This is a genomic window from Mycolicibacterium chlorophenolicum, from assembly GCF_001044235.1.
GTDB lineage: Bacteria > Actinomycetota > Actinomycetes > Mycobacteriales > Mycobacteriaceae > Mycobacterium > Mycobacterium chlorophenolicum.
On the sequence record NZ_JYNL01000009.1, the window covers coordinates 239,535 to 261,255 of the forward strand.

At 64.9% G+C, this 21,721-nt stretch carries 30 protein-coding genes and 1 pseudogene; 19 read left to right on the forward strand and 12 right to left on the reverse strand.

The window, feature by feature from the left end; all coding sequences use genetic code 11:
* The first annotated feature begins 293 nt into the window (after positions 1–293).
* Positions 294–1,100, forward strand: a complete 807-nt coding sequence (locus MCHLDSM_RS05380) for a hypothetical protein (RefSeq protein WP_234713879.1) — start codon at positions 294–296, stop codon at positions 1,098–1,100.
* A 100-nt stretch (positions 1,101–1,200) separates the two neighbouring features.
* Here MCHLDSM_RS05380 and MCHLDSM_RS35735 read toward each other — a convergent pair whose 3' ends face one another.
* Entirely contained in the window at positions 1,201–1,494 is a 294-nt protein-coding gene (locus MCHLDSM_RS35735) for a hypothetical protein (protein WP_082168726.1), read from the reverse strand.
* Between the two features lie 573 nt (positions 1,495–2,067).
* Positions 2,068–2,538 carry a hypothetical protein gene (locus tag MCHLDSM_RS05390; RefSeq protein ID WP_082168727.1) on the reverse strand — a complete coding sequence of 157 codons (471 nt, stop codon included), beginning with the start codon at positions 2,536–2,538 and terminating at the stop codon, positions 2,068–2,070.
* Between the two features lie 337 nt (positions 2,539–2,875).
* On the opposite strand from MCHLDSM_RS05390, the gene MCHLDSM_RS05395 reads away from it, so the two are divergent.
* The 3 genes from MCHLDSM_RS05395 (at position 2,876) to MCHLDSM_RS05405 (ending at position 4,069) form a co-directional block, all read left to right on the forward strand.
* Positions 2,876–3,115 (forward strand): hypothetical protein, encoded by a 240-nt coding sequence (locus MCHLDSM_RS05395; RefSeq protein WP_048469175.1) that lies wholly within the window; start codon positions 2,876–2,878, stop codon positions 3,113–3,115.
* Positions 3,116–3,291: 176 nt separating this feature from the next.
* Positions 3,292–3,681: a hypothetical protein gene (locus MCHLDSM_RS05400; protein WP_234713880.1), complete on the forward strand. Its 390-nt coding sequence runs from the start codon at positions 3,292–3,294 to the stop codon at positions 3,679–3,681.
* Positions 3,682–3,829: 148 nt separating this feature from the next.
* Positions 3,830–4,069, forward strand: coding sequence for a hypothetical protein (locus MCHLDSM_RS05405; RefSeq protein WP_048469177.1), 240 nt, complete (start codon positions 3,830–3,832; stop codon positions 4,067–4,069).
* A 447-nt stretch (positions 4,070–4,516) separates the two neighbouring features.
* Here the strand turns inward: MCHLDSM_RS05405 and MCHLDSM_RS37675 are convergent, their stop codons facing one another.
* Positions 4,517–4,750, reverse strand: coding sequence for a hypothetical protein (locus tag MCHLDSM_RS37675; RefSeq protein ID WP_131722600.1), 234 nt, complete (start codon positions 4,748–4,750; stop codon positions 4,517–4,519).
* A 343-nt stretch (positions 4,751–5,093) separates the two neighbouring features.
* Here MCHLDSM_RS37675 and MCHLDSM_RS05410 point away from each other — a divergent pair, with 343 nt between their 5' ends.
* The 5 genes from MCHLDSM_RS05410 (at position 5,094) to MCHLDSM_RS05430 (ending at position 6,972) form a co-directional block, all read left to right on the forward strand.
* Positions 5,094–5,411, forward strand: coding sequence for a hypothetical protein (locus tag MCHLDSM_RS05410; RefSeq protein WP_234713881.1), 318 nt, complete (start codon positions 5,094–5,096; stop codon positions 5,409–5,411).
* Positions 5,412–5,574: 163 nt separating this feature from the next.
* Positions 5,575–5,844, forward strand: a complete 270-nt coding sequence (locus tag MCHLDSM_RS05415; RefSeq protein WP_048469178.1) for a hypothetical protein — start codon at positions 5,575–5,577, stop codon at positions 5,842–5,844.
* A gap of 171 nt (positions 5,845–6,015) precedes the next feature.
* Positions 6,016–6,249 carry a hypothetical protein gene (locus tag MCHLDSM_RS05420; RefSeq protein WP_048469179.1) on the forward strand — a complete coding sequence of 78 codons (234 nt, stop codon included), beginning with the start codon at positions 6,016–6,018 and terminating at the stop codon, positions 6,247–6,249.
* Positions 6,250–6,480: 231 nt separating this feature from the next.
* Entirely contained in the window at positions 6,481–6,720 is a 240-nt protein-coding gene (locus MCHLDSM_RS05425) for a hypothetical protein (protein WP_060937633.1), read from the forward strand.
* 30 nt (positions 6,721–6,750) lie between these two features.
* Positions 6,751–6,972, forward strand: coding sequence for a hypothetical protein (locus tag MCHLDSM_RS05430; protein WP_060937634.1), 222 nt, complete (start codon positions 6,751–6,753; stop codon positions 6,970–6,972).
* Between the two features lie 55 nt (positions 6,973–7,027).
* Here the strand turns inward: MCHLDSM_RS05430 and MCHLDSM_RS35745 are convergent, their stop codons facing one another.
* Both MCHLDSM_RS35745 and MCHLDSM_RS40305 read right to left on the reverse strand, forming a co-directional pair.
* Positions 7,028–7,273 carry a hypothetical protein gene (locus MCHLDSM_RS35745; protein WP_082168728.1) on the reverse strand — a complete coding sequence of 82 codons (246 nt, stop codon included), beginning with the start codon at positions 7,271–7,273 and terminating at the stop codon, positions 7,028–7,030.
* 775 nt (positions 7,274–8,048) lie between these two features.
* A pseudogene (locus MCHLDSM_RS40305) lies at positions 8,049–8,120 on the reverse strand (hypothetical protein); the annotation flags it as partial.
* A gap of 1,853 nt (positions 8,121–9,973) precedes the next feature.
* Between MCHLDSM_RS40305 and MCHLDSM_RS39055 the strand changes: the two are divergent.
* The gene (locus tag MCHLDSM_RS39055) at positions 9,974–10,357 is read left to right on the forward strand and encodes a helix-turn-helix domain-containing protein (RefSeq protein ID WP_234713882.1); all 384 of its coding nucleotides are present in this window, start codon (positions 9,974–9,976) and stop codon (positions 10,355–10,357) included.
* Positions 10,358–10,715: 358 nt separating this feature from the next.
* Here MCHLDSM_RS39055 and MCHLDSM_RS05445 read toward each other — a convergent pair whose 3' ends face one another.
* Positions 10,716–10,997: a hypothetical protein gene (locus MCHLDSM_RS05445; protein WP_234713883.1), complete on the reverse strand. Its 282-nt coding sequence runs from the start codon at positions 10,995–10,997 to the stop codon at positions 10,716–10,718.
* A gap of 313 nt (positions 10,998–11,310) precedes the next feature.
* Here MCHLDSM_RS05445 and MCHLDSM_RS05450 point away from each other — a divergent pair, with 313 nt between their 5' ends.
* From MCHLDSM_RS05450 to MCHLDSM_RS05480, 6 genes are all read left to right on the forward strand, one after another.
* Positions 11,311–11,655: a hypothetical protein gene (locus MCHLDSM_RS05450; protein WP_048469184.1), complete on the forward strand. Its 345-nt coding sequence runs from the start codon at positions 11,311–11,313 to the stop codon at positions 11,653–11,655.
* Positions 11,656–13,261: 1,606 nt separating this feature from the next.
* Positions 13,262–13,543, forward strand: coding sequence for a hypothetical protein (locus tag MCHLDSM_RS05460; protein ID WP_048469186.1), 282 nt, complete (start codon positions 13,262–13,264; stop codon positions 13,541–13,543).
* 52 nt (positions 13,544–13,595) lie between these two features.
* Positions 13,596–13,982 carry a hypothetical protein gene (locus MCHLDSM_RS05465; protein ID WP_048469187.1) on the forward strand — a complete coding sequence of 129 codons (387 nt, stop codon included), beginning with the start codon at positions 13,596–13,598 and terminating at the stop codon, positions 13,980–13,982.
* A 109-nt stretch (positions 13,983–14,091) separates the two neighbouring features.
* The gene (locus MCHLDSM_RS05470) at positions 14,092–14,436 is read left to right on the forward strand and encodes a hypothetical protein (protein ID WP_048469188.1); all 345 of its coding nucleotides are present in this window, start codon (positions 14,092–14,094) and stop codon (positions 14,434–14,436) included.
* Between the two features lie 2 nt (positions 14,437–14,438).
* The gene (locus MCHLDSM_RS05475; protein ID WP_048469189.1) at positions 14,439–14,675 is read left to right on the forward strand and encodes a hypothetical protein; all 237 of its coding nucleotides are present in this window, start codon (positions 14,439–14,441) and stop codon (positions 14,673–14,675) included.
* An 81-nt stretch (positions 14,676–14,756) separates the two neighbouring features.
* Positions 14,757–15,527 carry a helix-turn-helix transcriptional regulator gene (locus MCHLDSM_RS05480; protein WP_048469190.1) on the forward strand — a complete coding sequence of 257 codons (771 nt, stop codon included), beginning with the start codon at positions 14,757–14,759 and terminating at the stop codon, positions 15,525–15,527.
* 46 nt (positions 15,528–15,573) lie between these two features.
* On the opposite strand, the gene MCHLDSM_RS05485 is transcribed toward MCHLDSM_RS05480, so the two are convergent.
* The 6 genes from MCHLDSM_RS05485 to MCHLDSM_RS05510 form a co-directional block, all read right to left on the reverse strand.
* Positions 15,574–15,852 (reverse strand): hypothetical protein, encoded by a 279-nt coding sequence (locus MCHLDSM_RS05485; RefSeq protein ID WP_048469191.1) that lies wholly within the window; start codon positions 15,850–15,852, stop codon positions 15,574–15,576.
* Between the two features lie 86 nt (positions 15,853–15,938).
* Positions 15,939–16,208: a hypothetical protein gene (locus MCHLDSM_RS05490; RefSeq protein WP_048469192.1), complete on the reverse strand. Its 270-nt coding sequence runs from the start codon at positions 16,206–16,208 to the stop codon at positions 15,939–15,941.
* A 222-nt stretch (positions 16,209–16,430) separates the two neighbouring features.
* Positions 16,431–17,159, reverse strand: a complete 729-nt coding sequence (locus MCHLDSM_RS05495; protein WP_048469193.1) for a hypothetical protein — start codon at positions 17,157–17,159, stop codon at positions 16,431–16,433.
* 1 nt (position 17,160) lies between these two features.
* Positions 17,161–18,027 (reverse strand): RAMP superfamily CRISPR-associated protein, encoded by an 867-nt coding sequence (locus MCHLDSM_RS05500; protein WP_048469194.1) that lies wholly within the window; start codon positions 18,025–18,027, stop codon positions 17,161–17,163.
* Positions 18,024–18,512: a hypothetical protein gene (locus MCHLDSM_RS05505; RefSeq protein ID WP_048469246.1), complete on the reverse strand. Its 489-nt coding sequence runs from the start codon at positions 18,510–18,512 to the stop codon at positions 18,024–18,026. Before MCHLDSM_RS05505 ends, MCHLDSM_RS05500 begins: the two co-directional genes overlap by 4 nt.
* A 5-nt stretch (positions 18,513–18,517) precedes the next feature.
* The gene (locus MCHLDSM_RS05510; protein WP_048469195.1) at positions 18,518–19,204 is read right to left on the reverse strand and encodes a hypothetical protein; all 687 of its coding nucleotides are present in this window, start codon (positions 19,202–19,204) and stop codon (positions 18,518–18,520) included.
* A gap of 200 nt (positions 19,205–19,404) precedes the next feature.
* Between MCHLDSM_RS05510 and MCHLDSM_RS05515 the strand changes: the two genes are divergently transcribed.
* Genes MCHLDSM_RS05515 through MCHLDSM_RS05525 form a run of 3 tightly spaced genes read left to right on the forward strand, consistent with a single transcriptional unit; the run spans position 19,405 to position 21,550 of the window.
* Entirely contained in the window at positions 19,405–20,289 is an 885-nt protein-coding gene (locus MCHLDSM_RS05515; protein ID WP_048469196.1) for a hypothetical protein, read from the forward strand.
* Positions 20,289–20,711, forward strand: coding sequence for a hypothetical protein (locus tag MCHLDSM_RS05520; protein ID WP_048469197.1), 423 nt, complete (start codon positions 20,289–20,291; stop codon positions 20,709–20,711). Before MCHLDSM_RS05515 ends, MCHLDSM_RS05520 begins: the two co-directional genes overlap by 1 nt.
* Positions 20,708–21,550, forward strand: coding sequence for a phosphoadenosine phosphosulfate reductase domain-containing protein (locus MCHLDSM_RS05525; RefSeq protein WP_048469198.1), 843 nt, complete (start codon positions 20,708–20,710; stop codon positions 21,548–21,550). Before MCHLDSM_RS05520 ends, MCHLDSM_RS05525 begins: the two co-directional genes overlap by 4 nt.
* The last annotated feature ends 171 nt before the right edge of the window (positions 21,551–21,721 follow it).

Consider the following 21,721-nt stretch of genomic DNA (forward strand, 5'->3'; position numbering starts at 1 on the left):
GGCCACTGTCTGGCCAACTGGTAGTCGCCACGGCCAACGCCGGATAACTCGCTTGGTTGGCAGAACCCGCAAGAGAGGAAGTATCCAGTCGGACAGTTGACTTCCCGTCGCACGCGAGGCTGGCGGTGTGATTGTCGAATCCAGAAACTAGAAACTAGAAACTAGTATCCCGGCAGCAGCGTGTAGGTTCTGGTGAGAGTCCTGCGGCCTCACATTCCGGGGGGGGGGCGGGCGAGTAGATCTCTGGGGGCTGTCCGGTGGGGAGCTATCACTGCGTCTGCATGTTGACGGGAATGAGTCTTCGCCCGTCTGATGCCGTCGCGGTGATATTGCGCCAGTGCCGCGACAGGTCCTATGCGCCGATCGCGTTACCGGTTTTCGGAACCTTTGATCAGATGGGCGGAGTGGACTGCATCGTCGAGGACGCCAACGCAGCGTTGATCGTCGAATTCTTTGTGGCGCAGCTGGACACGGGACGCCTCGTCGCGAACAACTACTTCGCCGGCGACTCGATCTGGCCGGAACCCGGGTGGCATTCCTCCGCGATTGATGCGTTGATCGCGCTCGTAGAACGCAACACCACGATGTGGCGCTTCTGGGGTGAACACGGCGATCCCGCTGCGCAACCGGTGGTGCCGCCCGCGCCGTTGGTGTCGATCGATGCAGATCCCGTGGTGTTCGCCTTGCTGGCTCGGTCGACATGGGACGCGATCGTCGTAGCCGCCGGTGAACCGGACGGGTCCATTGAAGCGGTGTTGGACCGTGCCTTCGGCGGTGACGTCGTCGCGCGTCAGATCTATGACGGGCACCTCGATGCGGTCGGGTCGGCTATGCGGTCTCTCGCTGCCGTGAGCGACTTCTTGGGCGCGCACAACCGGTCGTGGACACCACCTGGGGCCGGTCCGTACAGCGGTGATTACGACCAGCACTACGCCGAGGAGATGGTGGCGTACCTGAACCGCGCACGCGCCGACTGGCGGCACAATGCCTCCATCCAGGCGGCGATCGATCGCCAGGCAGAGCCGACCATGGAGTTGATCGCGGAGTGGGAGCGCGACGAACGCGCTGCGCTCAACCGAGGAGATCCGGATCCGAACTGATCTGTGCGTCCGGTGCCCTTCCGCGTATGCCTATACCGCAATGCACCGCTTGCATTGCATGCGTGTATAGCACCGCATGCCTCGTTGACGAGGGCGGAGATCAGATGTGTTCGTTGAGTGCACGCGCGTAGATTTCTCGAGCCGCCTCTACGGCGGCTTCGACGGAGCTCGCGTGATGAAACTGAGTTTCTCCTGCGGCATGCCGAATCGCCGAAGCATGTTGCGGCGCTGGGAAGTACGTGGTCCTGTGACCGTCGTGCTCGGGGGTTCCGGTGAACTGCCAGACGTATCGGTGCGGTTCGGGGTTGGGGAAGTCATCGGGGATGTCCAAGGGGGTGGCGTGAACCCAGACGCCTTCGGCGATCTGCACTGGATCGTGTTCTGGTGCGCGCATGTGGGCGTTTCCCCCTGGTGTTAGCCGTCGTGTGCGAACCAGCCCGCGCAGCCTGCGCAGCCGGCCCAGTTGACGTACCGGTGCACGTCGATCTGGGCCAAGAGACTAGGCCGCCGCGAGTGAGGCAGCGGTAGGCGCAGCTCGTGTCGGCAATCTTTTGATTCGCGGGGCGAAATGGCATGGGCCGACGCCCGGGGGTGCTGGTGCGGTAGGCGAATCGCGTCGCCGGTTAGGCGCCGATGGAATAGGGAAGTATGGGGCGCTCGGGGGGATTGGCGCACTGTGCCTGATCAAGGAGTTCCTGCACCGCGCCGGCGAGAAGGGAAGCCTCGTACTCGCGATTGCCGCTGGCTGATTGGAAGTTTCTCAGCTCGCGGCGAACGTCGACGAGTGTCTCATCGTCTATGTGGGCCATCGCGCCAATCCCCTCCACCCGCCGGTCAGTGGCTCGCCAGCTCGCAGGCGTGAGCAAGACGCGCTCTCGCGGGTCTGGCGGCATCGTGTCGTCGAGGGTATCGACGCGTCTCAGACGTGTCCACCGTTGCAGCGCGTGTTTGTCGGCGTCGGTGGTGGTCAGGGCTCGGTCAGAGCACTCGCATCGTTCGGGGTGAAAAACTGGCTGACGATATCGCGGTAGTTCTCCAGGATGTCGGCGAAGCTGTCGGCGGAATCCCGGTAACGTTGCGCCGCGCCGGCATGGCGCTCGATGATGCCGCGATAGTCCTCGATGACGGCGCGGTAATCGTCGGAGATCGCGTTGATCTCGTTACTGGCGTTCCGATACTGGCTGAGCGCCGTGAGCAGCATCGCTTGGCTGGCCAGGATCAATCGGTTGGATTCGATTGCCTGAGCGGCTTGTGCCTTGGCGGCCGCGACTTCCTCCCGCAGTTCCCTGATCTCCGACGACGCTGAAGCATCGACCGGGGGTGATGTATCTGCGGGTCGGCGAATCGGCGCGGAGAGCTGGTCGGAGTAGACGTACCACCGGGCCCGCTGCTGAGCGGAGGATTCGTAACCGCCCTCGAGTTCGCCGTCGCGGACCATCCGCTGAACGGTGCGCGGGTCTCGGCGCAGAAGACGCGCCGCCTGACGCAGAGATACGGTGGGCCGTCCAGGCTGAGGTGCCCGCTGGATGCTCGTCAACGGCTCACCTCCGCCCCTCCTCGCTCGACTAAACCCGAGCGCATCACCCTAGCGAACTGCTGGCTCGCAATACAGTCTGAACTGCGTTGATGATACAAAATGTAACACGCGCGTACGCGCGACACGCCCCGCTGATAGACACGCGTTGTGCCGCACCCGCCAGTATGATGGTGACACTGCTGCAAAACGCCGCAACGCCGCTGGTAAACGACTACAAATCATAACTCGGAGGACCGCCATGACCGCCGTGATGGAACAGATGATCGATCAGCCCGTCGCCGCCGGTGCTCCCAAGCGGAAGGGGCGCAGCGGTTCGGCCAAGCGGCAGCGCACCGAGCAGGTCAAGCTGAACCTGTTGCCGGGCGAGCGGGCGGCGCTGGAACGTGCGGCCGCCGACGAAGGACTCGAGGGCGCCGGCATGCTGCAGGCCTTCATCCTCAAGAGACTCGCGGGCGATCTCGCAGCCACCGCCGTCTGACCACCGAATTCCACGGCACGGACAGTCCTCCCACCAAGCCGAGGGGTAAGAAAGCGCCGCGACACGCACCGCAACGCGTGCGTCTGAGGGCATAGCCGTCACCCTTGACTTCCAAGTCGCCTGGGCGTGGCGTCACGGTGAGGCCGGAAGTGCCGGCGATTCGAAGGGGCAAGCGGGTGGTTGACACGGGTGCCGAATCGGGTCGCCAGGGGCGCGAAGGCACACCGACGTGTGACGCGGAAGTGGTGCCAGCGGTCGAGCAACGCTACGTCGTCGGTATCGATCTGCACGGCGATTGTGCCTCTGTGGAGCTGGCCTTGACCCTGGCTCAGTCCCTGGCGTACGACAACGGAGATCACTCGCGGGCAGTCGCGCTTGCGCGCATGAGCATCCATCAGGAGTTTGCGCGGGTTTCCGTCAACTTCCTCGCCGGGCCCGCGCCGACGCGCATGGTCGCGGTCGAGAATTTGCGAACCGACCTCGGACAGGCCGCACTCGACCTTGACGGCCGGCGCTGGAGTGAACAGGCCCAATTACTGCGCACTCTCTCCGCTGCCGCAACGTAGAGCCGCGGAGCGGAAATGGGGGCCGTCCAATGGTGTCGGTCACGACCGTTATGCCGGCGGTTGCCTAATGTCGGCCTGTCAGACGGATCGATGCTGCGGCATGGACACAGGGCGCCTGGCGAAACTGCTTGCATGGTAAGGAGAGTCAGTGTCTGATCGGTACAACTACCTTCACACCGATGCTAAGAGCGCGCTCTATCAAGGTCTGTCCACAGTTGAAGCGCGCACGGAGTGGGGAACGACCGAGATCGCGGGGACCCACGCCCTGGGCCTGTTCAACGCCGGCGGCGACGGACTGATCATCGACGGAAGGCCAGAAGACCTACTCCACTTCGTGGACCTCCTTTACGCCCACGCGCACGCGGTGTTCGACAGCGCCGGCCGTTAGCCGAGCTGTTCGGGCGTGAGTGGCGACCTCGTTGTCCGAAAACGGCCTTCGAGTCGCTACATGCAGGTGCCCCCGGTAATGCAAACCAGATGGGTACACAACGCGGTACGCCAGAGCCCCTCCGGCACAACAAGAGTCACCTGAACTAGACGAGTGGCGTCATCCCATACCGGGGGAAGGAAACGACAGCGAGGAACGGGTATGAAGCTGAAGCCATTGGAACGGGTTGTGGTCCAACTCTCGCCGGGCAAGTTCATCATTGGTCACTACCTCAGCGACAACAGCCAGGGCGATCCGCTGATTTCCTATCATGACCACCCAGCCGGAGAAAGCTGGGGACGCCACGCACCCTACGAGGTCACCGCCAGCAGTGAGACATGCACGTGCGATTCGGCTCGCGCCCGAGGTTAAGGTGGCGGTGACGGGGCGACTGGTCGTCGGCGCTGATCAACACCAGGGCGAGTCGGCTGGCGGTTCATCGACACGCTCGAGCACCTCGGCGACCTCGTCGAGACCAACCAGATGGTCCTCAGAGCTCCCAACCCACACGAAGTGACGATGGGCGCCGTCCCAGCGGGCGAACCTGTGACTCCGCGGATGGCGCAGCAGGATCGAATACCATTGACCATCAACCAACTTGGTGCGGTCGTCTACTGACAGGCCGTTCCGATTCTCCGTCACGGTGAGGATTGTGGTCCCCAGGAGAAGCAGCGGACGGTTTCGGCGCGACTGAGCGACAACAATTAGTTGATCTCCGCCCGGACGCCACCGCCCTGGGATGAGCGACGCGGATTGTCGCGTCGAGATGCCCGGCCAGGGCGTGCGTCGCGCGGTCGAGACACCGCGGTGCTGAGTTTGGAGGAGACGGCGCCAAATCACAGATCGGTTGCGTACTAAACCCGCGGCCTGCCAGAAATGTAGGCGACACCGGGGCACGTCCCCGCCGAGGCGCCTAGCGGCGGTGAGAATCGCGACAATGACGCACCAGCCCGGGCATCGACGGGCGGTGAATACACCCCTGGGAGTGATCGTGATCAGTGTCTACGCGTGGCGAATCGACGAAGACCACCTGGTTTCGGCGCCGCCGAACGCCGTCGGCGTTGCGGGACCACGCGACGCCCGCCTGGATGATCAGGGCAATCCGACGGGCTACGCCCACCGCCACCAGTTCCGGATGTATGACGACGACAACATCCTGTACGTCACCGGGACCCTGTTCTGGAACGGGGAGAGTGAACCTGCGGAAGAGTTCGCGTACGCACCGTTGCGGGACTACGGGACGCCAGGCCTGGGATGCGTGCTCGTCCGCTACACCGGACGACCGGACTGGGATTGTGGCTAGACAGAGCCCGGCGCCGGGCCCGGCGATCAGAGTTCACCTCAGAACCGGAGGGGCTCCGCGGAATTCCCCGCCGTCGGAGCCACGGACCGCGACGTCCGGTCCCAGATCCGACCGAACACAGTTCTGAGCGACAGCACGGCGACGAGACCGATGAAACAGCACCGTGACGGTGTGGAACAACATGCGCGGATTGGCACAACATCACCTCGATCACTCGGAGGAACTCATGAAAACCATCACACGGCAGGCAAACCAGCTCAGCACCGGCGACGTCATCATCGACCCCAACGGCATCCGGCATGAAGTCACAGCGATCACCATCCACGGGCTGAGCGCAGCCTGGCTGACGTTCACCACCGACACCGGCTTAACCATCGACAAGACCCAAGACGCGGCACGTCTCGATACGTACGACGTCATCGCCGAGGAGTGACGGGCCCGCTGTGATGGCCGAAACCAGCCGGGCCTGGCAGTCCCGGTCATGGACGGTTACAAGAAATCCGGCCGGCAAAAGTGTCGGTCGTCCACAGTCGGCTCGCCACGCGTGAACATGACCCGCGAACCGCCTCCCAATCCGCGAGCGGCCACCGCAAGGGGGAAGACCATGTCCGCTGACATCGCGACCATCGCAACGCAGATCCCGTCGAGCGCCGCCCAACACGCGGTCGCCAAGATCATGGCCGCCTTGGGGTCTCAGAGTAGATGGAACTACGACACGCTCGACAGCGTCGCCGAGGCCGTGCGACCGGTGATGAAGGACATGGAGGGTTTGGTGCCTAGCGTCTTCGATCAGAGCCCGGCCGCAGTCGAGTTCTGGGAAGCCGTCAACTCGCGCTGAGTCGGTGACTGGCTACGGCTTGCTGCCGAGGTGAACGACCACGCCTGCGTTACTTCGGGTAGTCGATCCGAGTGTTGCGGCTGGGATCAGAAAAGTCCTTCCTGATTCGTGTCGTTCGGCGGGCTGGCGCGGCCATTGAGGTGTGGTGGCACCACACGCCACCAGGGCACGCTCCCAACTGCGCCAGCGGGCCCGTCTGGTCCCGACGAATGGAAAGGGAGTGGTTTGGCCATGGGGATGACGATTCGGGTCGACAACGCATACTCCGACGGACATGAGTCCCAGCAGACGATCACCGACGTTGATGAGTTCACCGGTGACCCAACCGACGAGGACGCCCTGCGTGATCACCTCTTCGAGTTCACCGGTGACGGTCACGGCGACACACATCGGGTCGACGGGTTCCACGAGGTCACGATTCTGGCCACGGCGAATGAGGCCCTGATCGGGCGCACCGTGGAGTTCGGGTGAGGTGGGCACCGTGGGAGAAGGGGTGCGGCGATGACTGAGGTAGACCCGTTCGCGGGATGGGAGATGCGGTCGGTCGGTTGCTATTGGACCCGGCCGATCGGCGATGGGCGCACGGCGACATTGTCGACGTGGAGCCGCGGGGGCGAGAGTGGTTACGCGCTGACCGTCGACCGCGTGGAGACGCAGTTCCCTGGTCTCGACGAGGCACTGGCGGCATACGACGAGCTTGCCGCCGCGGCCGCAGCTCGTTGAGCGGGGCGATCACTTAAACCCCACCCGCCCGTTGCCGCGGGGCCTGGGGAGGTTCTCAGGTGACGGGGGGAAGCGGGAAGCGGCGCATCGCGTCGGCGTAGTGCTCGAGCAGGAGTGGAGTCACCTCGTCGACCATGGGCGTCTTGGTCGCGGTGGCCTGCATACGCATGGCGTGGTGCAAGTTCGCGGGAATGTCGAGGGTGAGCCGACTCTCGCGCGGTGCGGACGGTTGTGTAGGAGCAGCCTGATTGGCGCCACGCGCCCGCGCGGTCTTGCTCTTGTCGGGACGACTGTTTGTCATCGAACGAGCCTTTCCTGTCAGCGACGTTCCCCGAGGGGGCCGTGGCGCTAACGTCATGCGAGTCATATGGTTTGGCGCCGCGCTCGGGGCTGAGTGTAACCACAACGAGCTGTCATACGGGTATGTGAGTATGTGGGCGTGTTGCTGCACGACTATACGGGCGCACGTGTGATGATCTGTACGTCAGTATGGCTGTGGATACAGAAAGGATGGTGTCGTGGCCGAGCATCTGATCACCTCCGGAGGGCAGACGTACCGGGTGTCCGCCGACGGCCACGACGGGGCCGATATCGACGGCATCATCGAGTGGCTATGCCAATTCCACGGCGAACCGACGACACTCAACGCGCTCTCCCGCCCGCAGGTGATCAGCCGCATCGGCCGAAGCTCCATTCCTAGTGACTTCCCCGAGCCCGGAGTCGTCATCGGCGACGAAGGCCGGCAAAGCGGCGGCAGAACCCGGGGCTGGCTGCCGGAGGCCGTTCAGCAGTGGGAAGAAGGCGCGAACGCACAGCGAGCGACGACCGCCCAGTCGGAGCGGCCCGCTGAGGTCGCGTCGTCTGGCGGGACGGAATCCGCCGGCGTCGATGCCGACGAGACCACCGAAGGAGGCAGTCGTCGCACCGACGCTGATGTCGAAACCGGGAAGTGGGAGCTCGGCCAGCGCCAATGGTCGGACACCCCCGCCAGTGGCGACCGCATGGTGGTCATCTTGAGCAGCCGCGGCGCCCTCACCCCGTCCGGACTCGCTATCAGCCGCGGACCGCTGCGCACCGCCGCCGACCTCGTAGTCCTTGCCCACCATGTAGCCGGTGGTGTTGTGCAGGAACAACAGTGGCGTGTCGGANCCGACGAGACCACCGAAGGAGGCAGTCGTCGCACCGACGCTGATGTCGAAACCGGGAAGTGGGAGCTCGGCCAGCGCCAATGGTCGGACCCCCCCGCCAGTGGCGACCGCATGGTGGTCATCTTGAGCAGCCGCGGCGCCCTCACCCCGTCCGGACTCGCTATCAGCCGCGGACCGCTGCGCACCGCCGCCGACCTCGCCCGGTTCGTCTGGCATCGCTGGCCGAACAAGCCCGATGCTCGCGGAGCACGCGGCGCTGCGGCACACCCGCAGATCTGGATCACCGCGCCCGCCTTGCAGGCGGCGGGAATGACGCCCCCGAAGAAGGCCATCGAGCGTTCCGAGGATCTGTCGCCCACGATCGCAGCGCTGTTCGACTGCGAGATCACCAGCGCCAAAGCCGGATGGTTCACCGCCGCGTTCCGGTCGCCGAAAGGCGACGGCGAAAGCCGCCGCGTTCAGCTCGTCTTACTGCCGTTCCTCTGGCTCGACCCCGCCCCGCAGCGGCCCAAAGACGAGGGCCTGGCCGGAACACGGGGTACCGAGACCGAATTGCCCGACGATGAAGACCAGGCCGTCGAAACGCTCGGGCGCCGCATCGCGTGGCTCACCAGCATCTCCGAGGGCGTGCTGCCGGCGGCGCGACCGGCCTCGATTGGGGCCGCGCTGTTGGACTCGGTGCGTGCGCGGGCCCGTGATAAGAAGCGCGTTGAAGCGTGTCCTTTGCCCGACACGTTGCACGCCGAGACCCCGAGGCTGGATCCCAACCTCGAGGCCTGGAAGAACATGCCGCACAACGCGAAGGGCGATTCGGTCGACGTCGAAGTCGACCAGCGAGCGGCCTATCTGGCCAGCGCTGGCCAGGTCGACCTCGGATATGGCGTGCCCGTCGAAATGGAGAAGGTGGATCCGGAGGTGTTCGTCGAACGCAATCCCTTCGGACTGTGGCGCATCACCACCCCGCCGGCGGGAATGATCGACGGGTTGACGCAGAAGCTACCTCTTCCCCACGAGCACATGCACTGGACGGAATCGCGGACGTTCTGGGCGACGACGCGTGCGGTGACGCATCTGATGGAACCGGCCGAAGAGGGTGGAGGGGGTCTGGGCCTAGCTGAATTGCAGTTCAGCCGAGCGTGGGTGTGGCCTCAGAAATCCCGGTTGTTGCGCGGGTGGGCCGACATCCTGCGCAGCAGGCTGATAGAGGCGATTGCCGAGGGGCGCAAGGACCAAGAAGACCTGATCAAGAACATCTACAAGTCGTTCATCGGGCGCATAGTGGGTAGCCAGCATCCCGCCGGCCAGCGCCACTACCAGCAACCGGCGTGGGCGGCCACCATCCATGCCGACACCCGGCGCCGGGCCTTGCGTTACGCCGCGACGATCGTCGCCGATCATGGGCTATACCCCATCGCCGCCCGCGACATCGACACCTTCGTCTACCGGCTTCCCGCCGACGCCGACCCCTACAAGCTTCTCGAGGAGAAATCCCCCGACAACGGAAAGTACCGCGTCAAAGCCATCCGCTCCGGTGAAGGCTGATGGAGCGCTGGGGTGTTCCGGATCCGCCGGCCCAACCGCCACGACGCCCTTCGGCGGGCTCGCCGAGGGCCACCAATTTCACGGCGTCACTGCCGTCCCCGGGCTTCAGTGCAGCGTTCCAAGCGCTCACCGGCCGCAAGCTGCGTGAACTGGGAGGGAGGTGGCTGCAGCGGCCTCAACGCGAACGGCAAGCCGAAGCCGCCCGCCGAGCCACCACCGAGATGGCCAACCGAATCGAGAAGCAATCAGGGCGGCGCCCCGCCGATTCCACCATCCGACGCAGCGCACGCACCAACCGGACACCGCGTGGCTTGGACCCCACAGTCAGCGATCGCCAGACGAGGATCGACGCGGCCGGCGGAGTCAAGGCCCTCGCCCAGCTGCTAGGTGTGAGCCAGTACGCGGTGCGGCGATGGCGAGACCTCGGGCGACCACTCGTTCCCGGCGCCCTGACCGTCATCGCCGACGTCGAAGGAGTGCTGGTAGTGAACGGGGAGGAATACCCGCGCGACTTATCCGTGACGATCGACATCTACCCGCCGGCGGCCGACGACATCCGCATCGCCTACGCCCTGGGCGACCTCGACTACATCGCCGAGCTGCTCGGCCCCGAGATCGCTGAACAAGTCGACTGGGAAGGTGAAGCCGATCGCGAGTACGTCGTCACCGGCATCACCGACATCACCCTGCACTGAGACGAGATGCGGCGCCTGAAAATCCGGGCCGAGTGGACGTGTCGGTCACCGCTACCGAGAGAACGGCGCCGATAGCATCGGCCCCCTCACGCGACAGGTGATCGGGGGAACGTGGCGGCGGTATGCGGATGGAATGGATGCACTGCACCCGGGGATGAGGACTACTTCGGCCGGTGCGAAGACCACGAATGGTCGCAGTGTCGAACCGAAGGGTGTACCGAAGACGCCGACGACGGTGAAGGTTTCGACGGATTCTGCGGGAACTGCGCCGATCGCGAAGAAAGAGCCAAGCGGTGGGGCTGACAGCTTGCACCCGCGAGGGGCTGACCCCAGCGATGGTGCGTCGTGATTGTTGCGATCAGCGCGGAATCAGTGTGAACGGCACGCCCGCGGCGGCATGCGCGCGACGAAGTTGCGCGGCAAACGCTTCCTTCGTCATGGGCGGTGACATTGCGGCGGACAACTCGGCCAGGGACGCCGACGTGTCCAACATGCGGGCGCGCAGAACGTCCAGGTAAAGGCGATAGGAGGCCTCACCGAGGTTTGATGGTCTGCTCTGTTCAAGGGCTGCGTATGCCCGCCGCGCGTCGTTGGCTTGCTCCTTCGGGCCCCGCCGTTGATATTGCAGCGGGCCGCGCAAGGAATCCCATCGTTGCATTGGTCAACCCCATCACTCAGACCTTGGCAAGGTGCGAACGCCGGAATAATGCCACCATCTGTGCCCGTCCGGTCGAAACTGGCAGTCGTGGCGGCCAGATTCGTCCCCACGAAGGAACCTAGGTCACCCTTCAGCGGAACTCGCCGACCGCGAGCCGGGCGCGCGCATTTCGGACACATCCGCGGCTACGGCAGTGCGGTGCTCAAAAACGTTGGCCGCCAACGTGTCGGAAACTCCCACCGCCGAAGCCGCTTCATAGCATCTGGCCCGACGTCGAGAAAAGGGGAGCGTAACGATGTCGGACGATCAGACACTCGAAGAGCTTGTGAAGCAGCGCGAAATGAGTTCCGTGATAGACCTGCCACAGCTCAACCGCGCCATCCATCGACAGGCGGTCCTCACCGTTCGATGGTGCATACTCTTCCATCGCCTCAACGGAGTGGTGGACGTCGACCCGGACAACGAGCCGCCCACCCACGCGATCAGCGTGGACGATCGAGGTCTTGACTATGCGCTGCGGTGGCTACCCCCAGAGCTGATCAGGGCAGAGGCCCCCCGAACTCGCCGGGTGCACCTGGCGGATCTCGACAAATACCTTGCCGAGCAAAGAAATTCGGACGCGTCACCGATGGGCGGGTGATCGCGATGGGCGCTTATCTGCAGAATTGCACGTCGTCTCCAAGCATCGTCGCGAGCAACGTTGCGACGCTTCACCTCCAATGTCGTCACCGAGCCGAAGCCGAATGTTGATCGGCCTGCCCACCTCAGGATGACCACCTGGGCTCACTTGGCTCCCCCGAGGTGGTTAGCAAGAGCGGCGAGGGCCGCGAGCTTGGCGTTGCGTGCCCGTACTCCTGACCACAGGCGATCGGGCCGACGCGGTTGTCGTCGTACACAGCCCAGTCGCGCTCGTTGATGCCGGTGGTCCACGTCGCCAGCATCCGCCCGCCGCCGCCGCCTATCCATCTCTTGAGACAGCACAGCAAAGCCATTAGTGGGCGGCGGCAAAATGTGCTGAAGGTGCGAGCAAGGCGTCGACGACCTGGGCTAGTGGAGCTAGCCGCGTTCGACGCTAGATGCCTGCAGCGCAGCGAGAGGCTTCGGTCTAGCTTGCGGTGGAGTGCTTACGACTACTGAAGATCCACCCTATGACGGTCGGGCACAGCACGGACTCAATCTCCCGTGAGTCCGAGAACTTGAGTTCGCAGTTCATGTCGTGCAGATGCGTCGGGTCCGGCGAGGGTCCAGTGAGACCTAACGGATTGTCTTTCGGGAACTTCGTGTTCGGGGCAAGCTCGGCGGTAAACAAGCACTTCGCGGCGTAGGGGAGTGATTCTTCGGAGCTCGGTCCGGTCTCGGAGCAGTAGACGCTCGCCACCGACACGTACGGGTAGGTGTTGTCCGCGAGCCAGGACGTAAACCTGCTCGCCGTCTCGTCCGCGCTGAGCACGGTCGAAGGGGTGGCGGGCACTGCCTGACCCCCACATGCAGACAGCAAGGCTGCCACTACCGTGGCGACGGCCGATCGGCCCGCGATGGACGTGCCCTTCATCGAAGGGTTGCAACGATTCATACGACGAAGTTGTCGCAGGATCGAACACCACGGCACCGTAGCGTCAGCCTAGGCCTACGCATCCGCGTAGGCCGTACGGGGATCGCCATAACCTTCTCCTCCAGCAAATCGTATTCTTAAAGTCCGATTGCAACGTTATCAGCGCGCTATCAGTGCGCCCCCCACGACACTTTTCGCGGCCGGGAAAGTTCTAAGACCGACAGATGACGAACTCGACTGGAGAAGGGGTGGACCAGCAAGGCGGCGTTCACGGGGCACTGATGGGAGGCCATAGCTGGAAGTACGAAGCGGTTCGCCTAGCCTCGGCATCCGGCGCTGTCTTCGTGGCCGGGCACCCCACCGTTGCCAACGATGAACCAGCGGAGGACCGTGGAAGCCGGCGAGCCCGCATTTCGTGTCACCAATGTCCTGAGAAACCACACTCTCCAATGGAAGCTGGGTGTACCGCAGGCGGACGTGGGTGCGCGGCCCCTACTGGGCCCCAACGACGAACGAACTCTTGTCGCTGCACGAGGTGGTCGGGCGGATGCGACGCTGATCGTCGGTCCTGGCCCAACGGACGCGCCTCCTGCATGGCTAAAACGTGGCGATCCGAACGTGTCGGTCCATGCCAGCCCCGCGGCTCACGGGTAAGGGTGACCGCAGGCGCCCCGTCGACTGAAAGGAGGTCCTGGTGTCTAGGACCTACGAGAGCATCTCGCCGCACGACTTCAAGCTCGGAGACGTCATCTCGCACTACGGCATGCGCCTTCGGATCGCGACCGAGCCGAGGGAGAGCACCATTCACCCGATCGACGAGGCCAGCCCGACGATCTCCGCCCAAGCGGTAATCGAGAATTGGGATGAGGTAAAGGATTTCGTCGGCAACCTCGCCGAGGTCGACGCCAACGGCAATCGGATGGTCACCGTTCAGGGGAACGGTCGGGCCCGGTACTCGAGGGAAGTGCCGGCCTGAGCCGTCGGTCAAAGACCACCTCGACCGGTTCGGAGAAACAGATCATCCAAACGTGTCGGTCGACGTCGGGCACCGGGATCACGATGACCATGACGGCATGCAATCAGACGACGCGACCTGGCCGATCCCCCACGGACTCTCCCCACTCGGCGTCCGAGCAGCCGAGGTGATTCGCAGCTTCCTGCACGACAGGGGCATCCAGGATCACGGCGGCGGGGGGCGCTTCTACACGCCCGAAGAATGGGTCGACAGGGGAGAGCTGTACGGGCGCACCTCCCTGCTGCTCGTCACCCACGACGGCGGTAACCACGCCGGCGCGTTCAATCTCGACTACGAGCAGTACGCGCTGCACGACGAACTCGAAAAGGCTCTCGAAGCCAACGGGCTGTGGATGGAACTTTGCACGAACTGGTACACCGCCGTCTACCCGCGCCCCTGACACACCCAGCTCGCGTGCGGATGCGTCGGTGGCCCTGAAAGCCGTAGCCACACAGTACGTTCGCGCCGCTGCAGTCGAGATCTCGCACTTCGAAAGGTTGCATCAAGACATGTCGCTCTACCGTTGCACCATCGCCTACGACGGGGCCAACCGCCAGATCGTCGTCCACTGGGACGACAACGACCCCAACCGCCACATCGTCGCCCCCGTCACCATCCCGGCGAGTGAGACCACTGAGGATCGGCTCGTCCACGAACTGGGGCGCATGGGATTTCGCGTGGTGTCGACCGATTCGGACAACATCGGCCGCGGATGGGCCGTCGTGGCGCACACCCGCGCCGACTGGCCCTTCTACAACCCGCTGACGCAAGGGTGGTGCGCCCACCTCGACGACACGGCCAAACAGGGCATTCGAGCCAGGTGGCCCGAAGCTGACGTCCCCGGGGTGCGGTAGCGATGGCCACCAAGTTCACCCGCGGAGATCTCGTCCAGCTGAAGCACGAGTACGAGGTCGGCGGTAATCCCAGCCTGTTCCGGATCCGGTCCATTCGCAATGGTGAAGCCGTACTCGGGCAGCTGGGAACCGACGACGATCACTATCACGGAGTCGACACCTTGGTAGCGCTCGACGACCCCGAACTCATCGAGCCACACCCGGAGATCCTGGCCATGTATTCGCGACACGTGCGATAACGCTGCGGCTCAGAGATCGCCGGAGGGTCGATTCGACCGCACACATTCGTATTTACACTCGAATGTGGCACACTGGCTGGTGTGGAGCGCTTCCTGTCAGTTACCGACATCGCCGACCTGATGCAGGTCTCGGTCAACACCGTCAACGGACGTATCCGGGCCGGCACCTTCCCCGCTCCGGACGCCATGATCGGGTCGCGCTACCAAGGGTGGAAGGCATCGACCATTGACAGCCTGTTGCCACCGCACGCCCACCAAGCCCCTGATGGCGAGCCGTATGAATTTGCGCGTGGCGCAACGATGTTGAGGCGTATTGCCGAGGAGATGAGCGCGTACTCCTACGGGTGGCGCAATCTGGCAGGAGAGTCGAGGCGAACCGACCGGATCGACGCCGAGAACCGGCTACACGCGCTGGCGTCCAAACTTGACCGTTGGGCCCGGTTGCTCACCGTTGCCGGGGCCTGGCACGTTCGACTCATTGCTGATGTGGCCGATGGATCGCCGGCCAGGGGGGACGCGTCAAGCAGCGCCTTCGGCAAGCCGGTCAACCACACGGAGGTCGGTGGCGACGACGGATCAGCCACGCTGGAAACGCTAGATATACCGGGGCTGGAAGTTGTCGCGGCCCTGCTGCCGCCCCAGAACCTGACCGTGGCCGACGCCGCGGACGCGTATCGGCGGCTAGCCGATGAACTTGAAGCGGGTTCCGCTCGACTCTGCGACGCCTGCCGCGACCAGCAGACGCGTGACAAGATCCGCACCGAAATGCAGAGCGTCGCGACGGTGCTGCGCACGCTCGCCGAATCTGCCGTTGCCACAGACGTGAGTTCCGCCGGCGGCTTGACGCGATAGCCGACGGCGTAAGTAGTTGCGTCGTCGAGCCCGATCTGAGAGATGGCTAGGCGCGGAATCTCAGAACGGTGTCGATGGGGATGGGGCGTGGATCGTCCTCGCCGTCGATCAATACGGTCAGGGTCTCGCCGTCTGCGGCGAGCAGGGTACCGATGATCGGCGTGGTGGGCTCGCTCGTAGTGATCGACACGGGACCCCATTCGCGGCCGTCGCTGAGGATGTCGGTCGCTGTGGTGCGGACCGTGGTGGCGAAGGTGCCCAGCCATCCGTTTCCGGAGGACATGAGGTCGATGTCGTAGTCGTCGTCGCGTGGGTAATTCGGCATGGGAGTCTCTTTCTCGACTGGTGAAGTGCGGCTTGGCGGCTAAATTGGGATTGCGGGGCAGGAGCTTTCGCGTGCGGGCCGTTGCTCTACAGCGGCTCCTGCAACCACGTTTGGACGTCGAGCAGGCCCACCGCACCCTGCGTGCGTATCTCGTTCGCGTTGTGAGGGTTTTTCACGACTGAGGCGGCGCCGCCCTGCGGTGTCCATTCGACGAGGATCTGAGTCGCGAATCGTTCGTATGCGACTATCTGGTCGCCGTTCGGTCGTTGTCCACCGTGGAACGCGGAGCAGCCGGGAGTGACTGTCCAGCCGTTCTTTTCGGCGATTCTGTCGAGCTGGCGAGGATGGTCAGTCATGGGGCGTAGCCATTCCTTCAGGTGAGCGAGTCGAGGGGCCGCACGGTGATGGGACGGCCTTCGCTTGGCGACCGAGTATGTCCGGCGCTGCAACCGCCCCTGGCGTATCGACACGATGGGGAGGGAACTTTTTGGGATGGACGTGTGTGATGACGCTGGACCTAATGCGGAATGGCGGCGGTCATGGCCGATTGTGGGATCAGTGGTGGCCGGTGCGCCCAGCTAGCGATGAGGTTGGTACGTCGGTGAGACGCGGCTGGTGGGATGCAGGTATGGCGGCCGGATGGCGTGGGAGCCGGCAGGTCCGGTAAGGGTGTGATGGTCGGTGAGGCAGCGTTGGGGAGTCGGTCGGCCGAGGACGCCGGGTTCGTGTTCGTGGGCTGCCGACCAGTCGGTCACCTCGGGGGTTGAGGTGACCTCCCAGTGGGTCACGATGCCCTCTCCCACTCCGCGGTGCTTCCCGATCGCCGTCAGGTCGGAGAGTAGGTCGCGGATCTGGTTGCCGTCTCCGACGGCCCGCCAGGTCAGGGAGGTGGTGGGGGTGGCCATGACGGGTACGACGCGGCGTTGGTAGCGGCCGATGCTGTCGTGAACTATTCCGCGGCCGATGACTGGGCTGAGGTGTTGTAGTCGGGCTCGGTCGGTGCGGGAGAACCGCCAGCGGATGTCCGGTTCGGCGGCGTCGACGCGGAGGGGTTGTTGGTCTGAGAACGTGGCCATCCAATGCCAATCGGCGTCGACGGTGGGGTCGCCGCAGGTGGCCAGCGGTAAGGCGATGACGTCGGGGTCATCGGGGGGCGAGGAGGACACGTGCCTGCCTTCGGCGCGGGCGGCCCATTTGTGGCGATGCCATAGAACCGATGCCAGCAGACCGTCCAAGGCGATGCCGTGGGGCCGAGACAGCACGATCCCGTGTGGCGTGGTTGCCGTGATGAGGAGGGGCTCGTGCACGTCAGCTGAGTCGGGTCAACGCGGCGATGGCTGCGTCGCGGTCGTTGCTCAACTGGTCTGCCCAGTCCACGGTGGCGCGGGGGAGGTTGCCGCGTAGGGCGGTGGCAGTGAGGGTGGCGGTGACCTGTCCGTGGCCTGCGGCGCTTCGGCCGCCGAGGTGGCCGTGTGTGGCGAAGGTGGCCAGGACGTTGTCGAAGAACGCCGCCTGATGCTCAGTGGCGTTGTCCAGTCGAGCCCACGTCTGTAGACGGGTGCCGGCCGGCAGCGTCTCTACGGCGAACCTGCCGAGCGGGCTGCCGTCAGCATGGTCGGTACGTGGGGCGCTCCCGGTCGTGGGCCGGTGGTCGGGCAGGTGGGTGAAGGATTCGTCGGCGACGCTGAGCACGGCCGGGAGCAGAGGCGTCGAGTGCGGCGGTCGGGGTAGCAGGTGAGCCAGTTCGGCGACCTCGGGGAGAACCTTGCTTACCGACAGCAGTCCGGACATGACGCGTCCGGAGGCGGCTCCGCCGAAGACCGCGATCTGCGGGAGCAGCGTTTTGAGGTGGCGTTCTTCTTCGTCGGTGAGTGGGTGCGCCGACTTGGCGAGGCGGCCTCCGTTGGTGAGCAGATGGGCGGCGGGCACCGGTAGTGCGATGTCTTCATAGCCGAGCACGTCGGCGGTCAGGGCTTCCCCGATGCGGCGCAGGACTCCTCGGAAGCTGCTTCCCGAAATGAGGGGAATCTGCATGATCTGGCCGTCGGGTCCGATGACCTTCTCGCGGCGAAACAGCGTGAAGGTGTCACTACCGACGGACGTGTACTCGTCGCGGTGCACGATCGATGACTGGGCGACGATGTCGACGTCCCAACGAATGGTCGATAGCGTCATGCTGGTCCGTCGGGGCCGGCGGCATCCGTCGCGCTGGAGCCATTCATGCGTTGTGCTGCAACAGCTTCAGCGATAATCCGGACCCTTAGGAGTAGTGCGGGCAGGCTATCGCGCAACACGGTGATGACCGGTACGGCCGGTTCGCGAAGCAGGGTGGCGAGTTCGAGCCGGCGGTCGCGGTGTCGCGGCGCCGGCGCGCCGAGTTGTCCGGCAACCTCCGACCACCAGCGATCCAGCGTGTCGGCGCGGTAGGCGGCACGGCGGACGCGGCCGGGCAGCAGCTCATCCCAGTAGGTTTTGCGGTGCTTCGGATCGGCGACCCAACTGGACTCCCAGTCGATGCTGTAGTGCAGCAGAAGCAGGAGTCGTTCAGCTGTGTCGGCCGCGCGGGCGGTAGTGGTCCCGGTGTCGCCGGCCTCGTCGACCAGCGGCGGAAGTTCGGGAACAGTGGCCCGCCACACCTGGGTGGGTGTCGGCGTCGTCATGAGCGTCACAGTAACGACTGGTCGTCGCCACGCCGTGGAGACGCCGCTGTGGGGGTGTCGGATGTGACGGGGGCGGTGAGCAGGCGTGCGCACGCCCACAGTGGTGGTATGCGCCGCCAGGGTTGAACGTCGCTCCACGCGGCCAGAAGCTGCGGCCAGGTGTGTGATGGTTGGGCTTTGAGGGCCTTGGCCGGAGGAGCGGGGTTGCTCAATTGCGGCCAGGTGAATCCGAGGTCGAGGCGCAGCATTCGGATCGACCGCAGGCGCTTCGCCGCGGCGTCATCCCAGCGCATGACGAGTCCGTCGGTGGCCAGGTGTGCCCATTGGGCCGTGGGCAGGATGTGCCGGCGGCGAGTGGTGGGGACGACCGCGGATGCGGTGTCGCTCAGTGCGCCGGCGGCGAGGAACTCGGCGATGGGAGAGGTCGTGGGGTATTCGGTGACACCGTTGGCGGTGATGAGCATCGTGGGTTGGGAAGTGGGCCGGCGGCTGTAGGCCCAGGCGCATGCTGCGCACAGACGGCGTGAGCCATAGGGCCAGGTGTCGAAGTCGGTGAATCGGTTGGAGATGATGCGCGAACTGGCTGTCGTCGGGCCGTCGTCACCGCAGCGGCCACATCTGCCGGGGCCGGCCACCTGGATGCCAGGGGTGCCGGCAGCTCGCCAGGCAGCAGCGGCAGGATCGGTGAGCATCGTGGCCGCAAGACTACGACCGATGTGGACGCGGGCTGTCATATACTGGCGACACGAAACACGTGCAAGGGTTGGGTGAAGGCTTGCCCAGGGGCGGCGTCGGACCGATTGATCGGTTCGGGGCCGCCCCTCCCGCGTTTTTCGCCCGAGCACGGCTGTCAATGCGCGGGCCGTGACGTGCTGGCTCATACACTCCGGGGGTGGGGGCTAGATCGGCGCGACCCAACCGGGAACGGGTGGTCCTCGACATCGAGGGCGGCGCGATCACCGCACGCGACATCAAGACAGCCCGCGAGGTCGCCGAATCGGCGATGAGCGACCGGGACTTCCGGCGGTTGGCCAATCGGATCATCGACGAGGCGCGGGACTCCGATAGGTCGCTCACCCGGGCCAGGCGTGATCGCGATCGCGCCTCACCTCGAGACGCCAGCCACGTCGACTCCGACCGGCTACGCAGAGCCCTCCCTCCTCCGGCCGAGTTCCGGCGATCCGTCAGCGGTCGGCAGCGCAAAGTGCGTTCCGCGGTGAAGAACGAGGTCCTGGCCGCCGCGCCCGAGTCGCAGCGGGTCGCGGCGCGTGAGTTGCTCATCGACGAGGACGCCGGCAAGTGGAACCGGGTGAATGCCGCGTTGCATCGGGGTGCTGGTGACGTGCAAACCCTCGATGACGGTGACCGGGCGACGGTGCAGCGTCTGGACCGTCTCATCCAGTCCTATGAACGCCGTAACGACCGGATGCACAAGGTGTACGTTGCCGTGAAATTGCCGGACAACCAGCCCAACGTGATCAGAGTCGAGGACATGCCGCCCAATCTGCGGCCGGGAGCGGTACTCGAGTTCGATCAGTTCACCCTGGCTCGACACGACCTGAGCGAGGCCCCGGGCCACGACAGCTACCGATACGTGATGTTCGAGCTCGTGACCAGCCGGGGGATGTATCTCGGCCAGTCCGGCAGCGGCACGGACACCACGCACGTTCTGCCTCGGGGCACATCGTATGAGGTGGTATCGGCGGAGTTCGTTACGTACCAGACTCGGCCGCGCGGATTCGGTGAGCGCCTCGTCGTGCAACTAAGGGAGCGGTGATGACGGCGAAGAAGTGGGTGGTGCACCCGAACCGTTCACAGATCGGTGTCGACGAACCCGGTCGCAACGGCCACTACCGCCCTGGGCCACGCCGCCGGCGTCCGGTGACCGAGTCGACGTGCACTGCCCGAGTGGTGCTGCCCCGTCGACTCCGTCCACTTGCCGACCCGGATGGTTCCCTGACCTTCGGTGGGCAGGACTGGTGGTTCGTCGTCGGATCCGCCCGGGCGTTCGCCCGTGCCTACACCAACATCGAGGTCCCGCCACCCTTCGGTTTCATGGACCGTGGCCGGTGGTGGTGGTGGGATGACACCACCACCGAGGTGTCGATCCTTGAAGGCCCCGAGGCACTTGGTCACGTCGAGGCGTATCTGAAGCGCCTGTTCCCACGCCGCTCGATCACATTGGCCGATCGCCGGTGACAGCGTCGCAGCCGGGGCTGGATCTGCAGCAGTTGAGGGCGATCGCCGGCCGCCGCCGGACAGCGACGGCACTTCCGGGCCTGCTGGATCGGGTCGCCGAACACCTCGACGATCACGACGGCTACGTCTCCTGGAGCGGCGGCAAGGATTCCACTGTCGTCGTCGATTTAGCGCGCCAGGTCGACCCGCACGTACCGGTGGTGTTCTTCGACAGTGGCTTGCAGTTCCCCGAGACCTATCAGTACCTCGAAGACCGGGCCCTGCAGTGGCGCCTGAACTACCACGTGATCGCCGCAGAACCAGATCTTCTGACCGTCTTGATTGCTCTCGGCGGGTTTGACCATGACGCGCCGGACCGTCGCCTCGGTGGTGTTGAGCTCGCAGACTTGATGATCAAAGGGCCTGCGGCGCAGGCGCATCGGTTGCACGGGCCGGGCGCACTGTGGGGTGTGCGCGCCGAGGAATCCTCAGGGCGGCGGGCCCTGTATCGGCAGCAACTGGCGGCCCGCAGCGCCCGCCATCCTGATCTCGGGCGTGGGGCGGCTCGCGCGTCGTTGGGTGGAGTCATCGAACGCGCTGATGGCACCGTGACCTACGGGCCGATCTGGGACTGGCAGAGAGCCCAGGTGTTCGGGTATCTGGCCGCGCGCAGTATCGAGCCGAACCCGCTGTACGAGAAATTCGCCAGGTTGGGGATGCCGGACGCCCAAATCCGGGTCGACTCCATCATCGACGCCTCGAAACTGTCCAACGGGCACGTGGCGTGGCTGCAAAGGGGGTGGCCGGACCTCTTCGACCGACTAGCTTTCGCGCTACCGCGGCTGCGCGAATACACCTGATCGCGTCGCGACGCTGATAGGCTGAGAGTACGCGCGGAACATGCTCGGAGCCGAAAGGCGTCTCAGCAGAACCAAGCAGTGCGGGCACCACCACCCCTGGCGGACCCGAATCTCCACGGAAGGGAGCTACCTGCGATGAGCGTTGGACTTCTACGCCGAGACACCGGTGCC

Coding starts and splice junctions, on each gene's coding strand:
- MCHLDSM_RS05380 (WP_234713879.1), top strand. CDS start 294: ATGAGTCTTCGCCCGTCTGATGCCGTCGCGGTGATATTGCGCCAGTGC.
- MCHLDSM_RS35735 (WP_082168726.1), bottom strand. CDS start 1,494: ATGCGCGCACCAGAACACGATCCAGTGCAGATCGCCGAAGGCGTCTGG.
- MCHLDSM_RS05390 (WP_082168727.1), bottom strand. CDS start 2,538: ATGGTCCGCGACGGCGAACTCGAGGGCGGTTACGAATCCTCCGCTCAG.
- MCHLDSM_RS05395 (WP_048469175.1), top strand. CDS start 2,876: ATGACCGCCGTGATGGAACAGATGATCGATCAGCCCGTCGCCGCCGGT.
- MCHLDSM_RS05420 (WP_048469179.1), top strand. CDS start 6,016: ATGTCCGCTGACATCGCGACCATCGCAACGCAGATCCCGTCGAGCGCC.
- MCHLDSM_RS05425 (WP_060937633.1), top strand. CDS start 6,481: ATGGGGATGACGATTCGGGTCGACAACGCATACTCCGACGGACATGAG.
- MCHLDSM_RS05430 (WP_060937634.1), top strand. CDS start 6,751: ATGACTGAGGTAGACCCGTTCGCGGGATGGGAGATGCGGTCGGTCGGT.
- MCHLDSM_RS35745 (WP_082168728.1), bottom strand. CDS start 7,273: ATGACAAACAGTCGTCCCGACAAGAGCAAGACCGCGCGGGCGCGTGGC.
- MCHLDSM_RS05450 (WP_048469184.1), top strand. CDS start 11,311: ATGTCGGACGATCAGACACTCGAAGAGCTTGTGAAGCAGCGCGAAATG.
- MCHLDSM_RS05470 (WP_048469188.1), top strand. CDS start 14,092: ATGTCGCTCTACCGTTGCACCATCGCCTACGACGGGGCCAACCGCCAG.
- MCHLDSM_RS05475 (WP_048469189.1), top strand. CDS start 14,439: ATGGCCACCAAGTTCACCCGCGGAGATCTCGTCCAGCTGAAGCACGAG.
- MCHLDSM_RS05485 (WP_048469191.1), bottom strand. CDS start 15,852: ATGCCGAATTACCCACGCGACGACGACTACGACATCGACCTCATGTCC.
- MCHLDSM_RS05490 (WP_048469192.1), bottom strand. CDS start 16,208: ATGACTGACCATCCTCGCCAGCTCGACAGAATCGCCGAAAAGAACGGC.
- MCHLDSM_RS05500 (WP_048469194.1), bottom strand. CDS start 18,027: ATGACGCTATCGACCATTCGTTGGGACGTCGACATCGTCGCCCAGTCA.
- MCHLDSM_RS05505 (WP_048469246.1), bottom strand. CDS start 18,512: ATGACGACGCCGACACCCACCCAGGTGTGGCGGGCCACTGTTCCCGAA.
- MCHLDSM_RS05510 (WP_048469195.1), bottom strand. CDS start 19,204: ATGCTCACCGATCCTGCCGCTGCTGCCTGGCGAGCTGCCGGCACCCCT.
- MCHLDSM_RS05520 (WP_048469197.1), top strand. CDS start 20,289: ATGACGGCGAAGAAGTGGGTGGTGCACCCGAACCGTTCACAGATCGGT.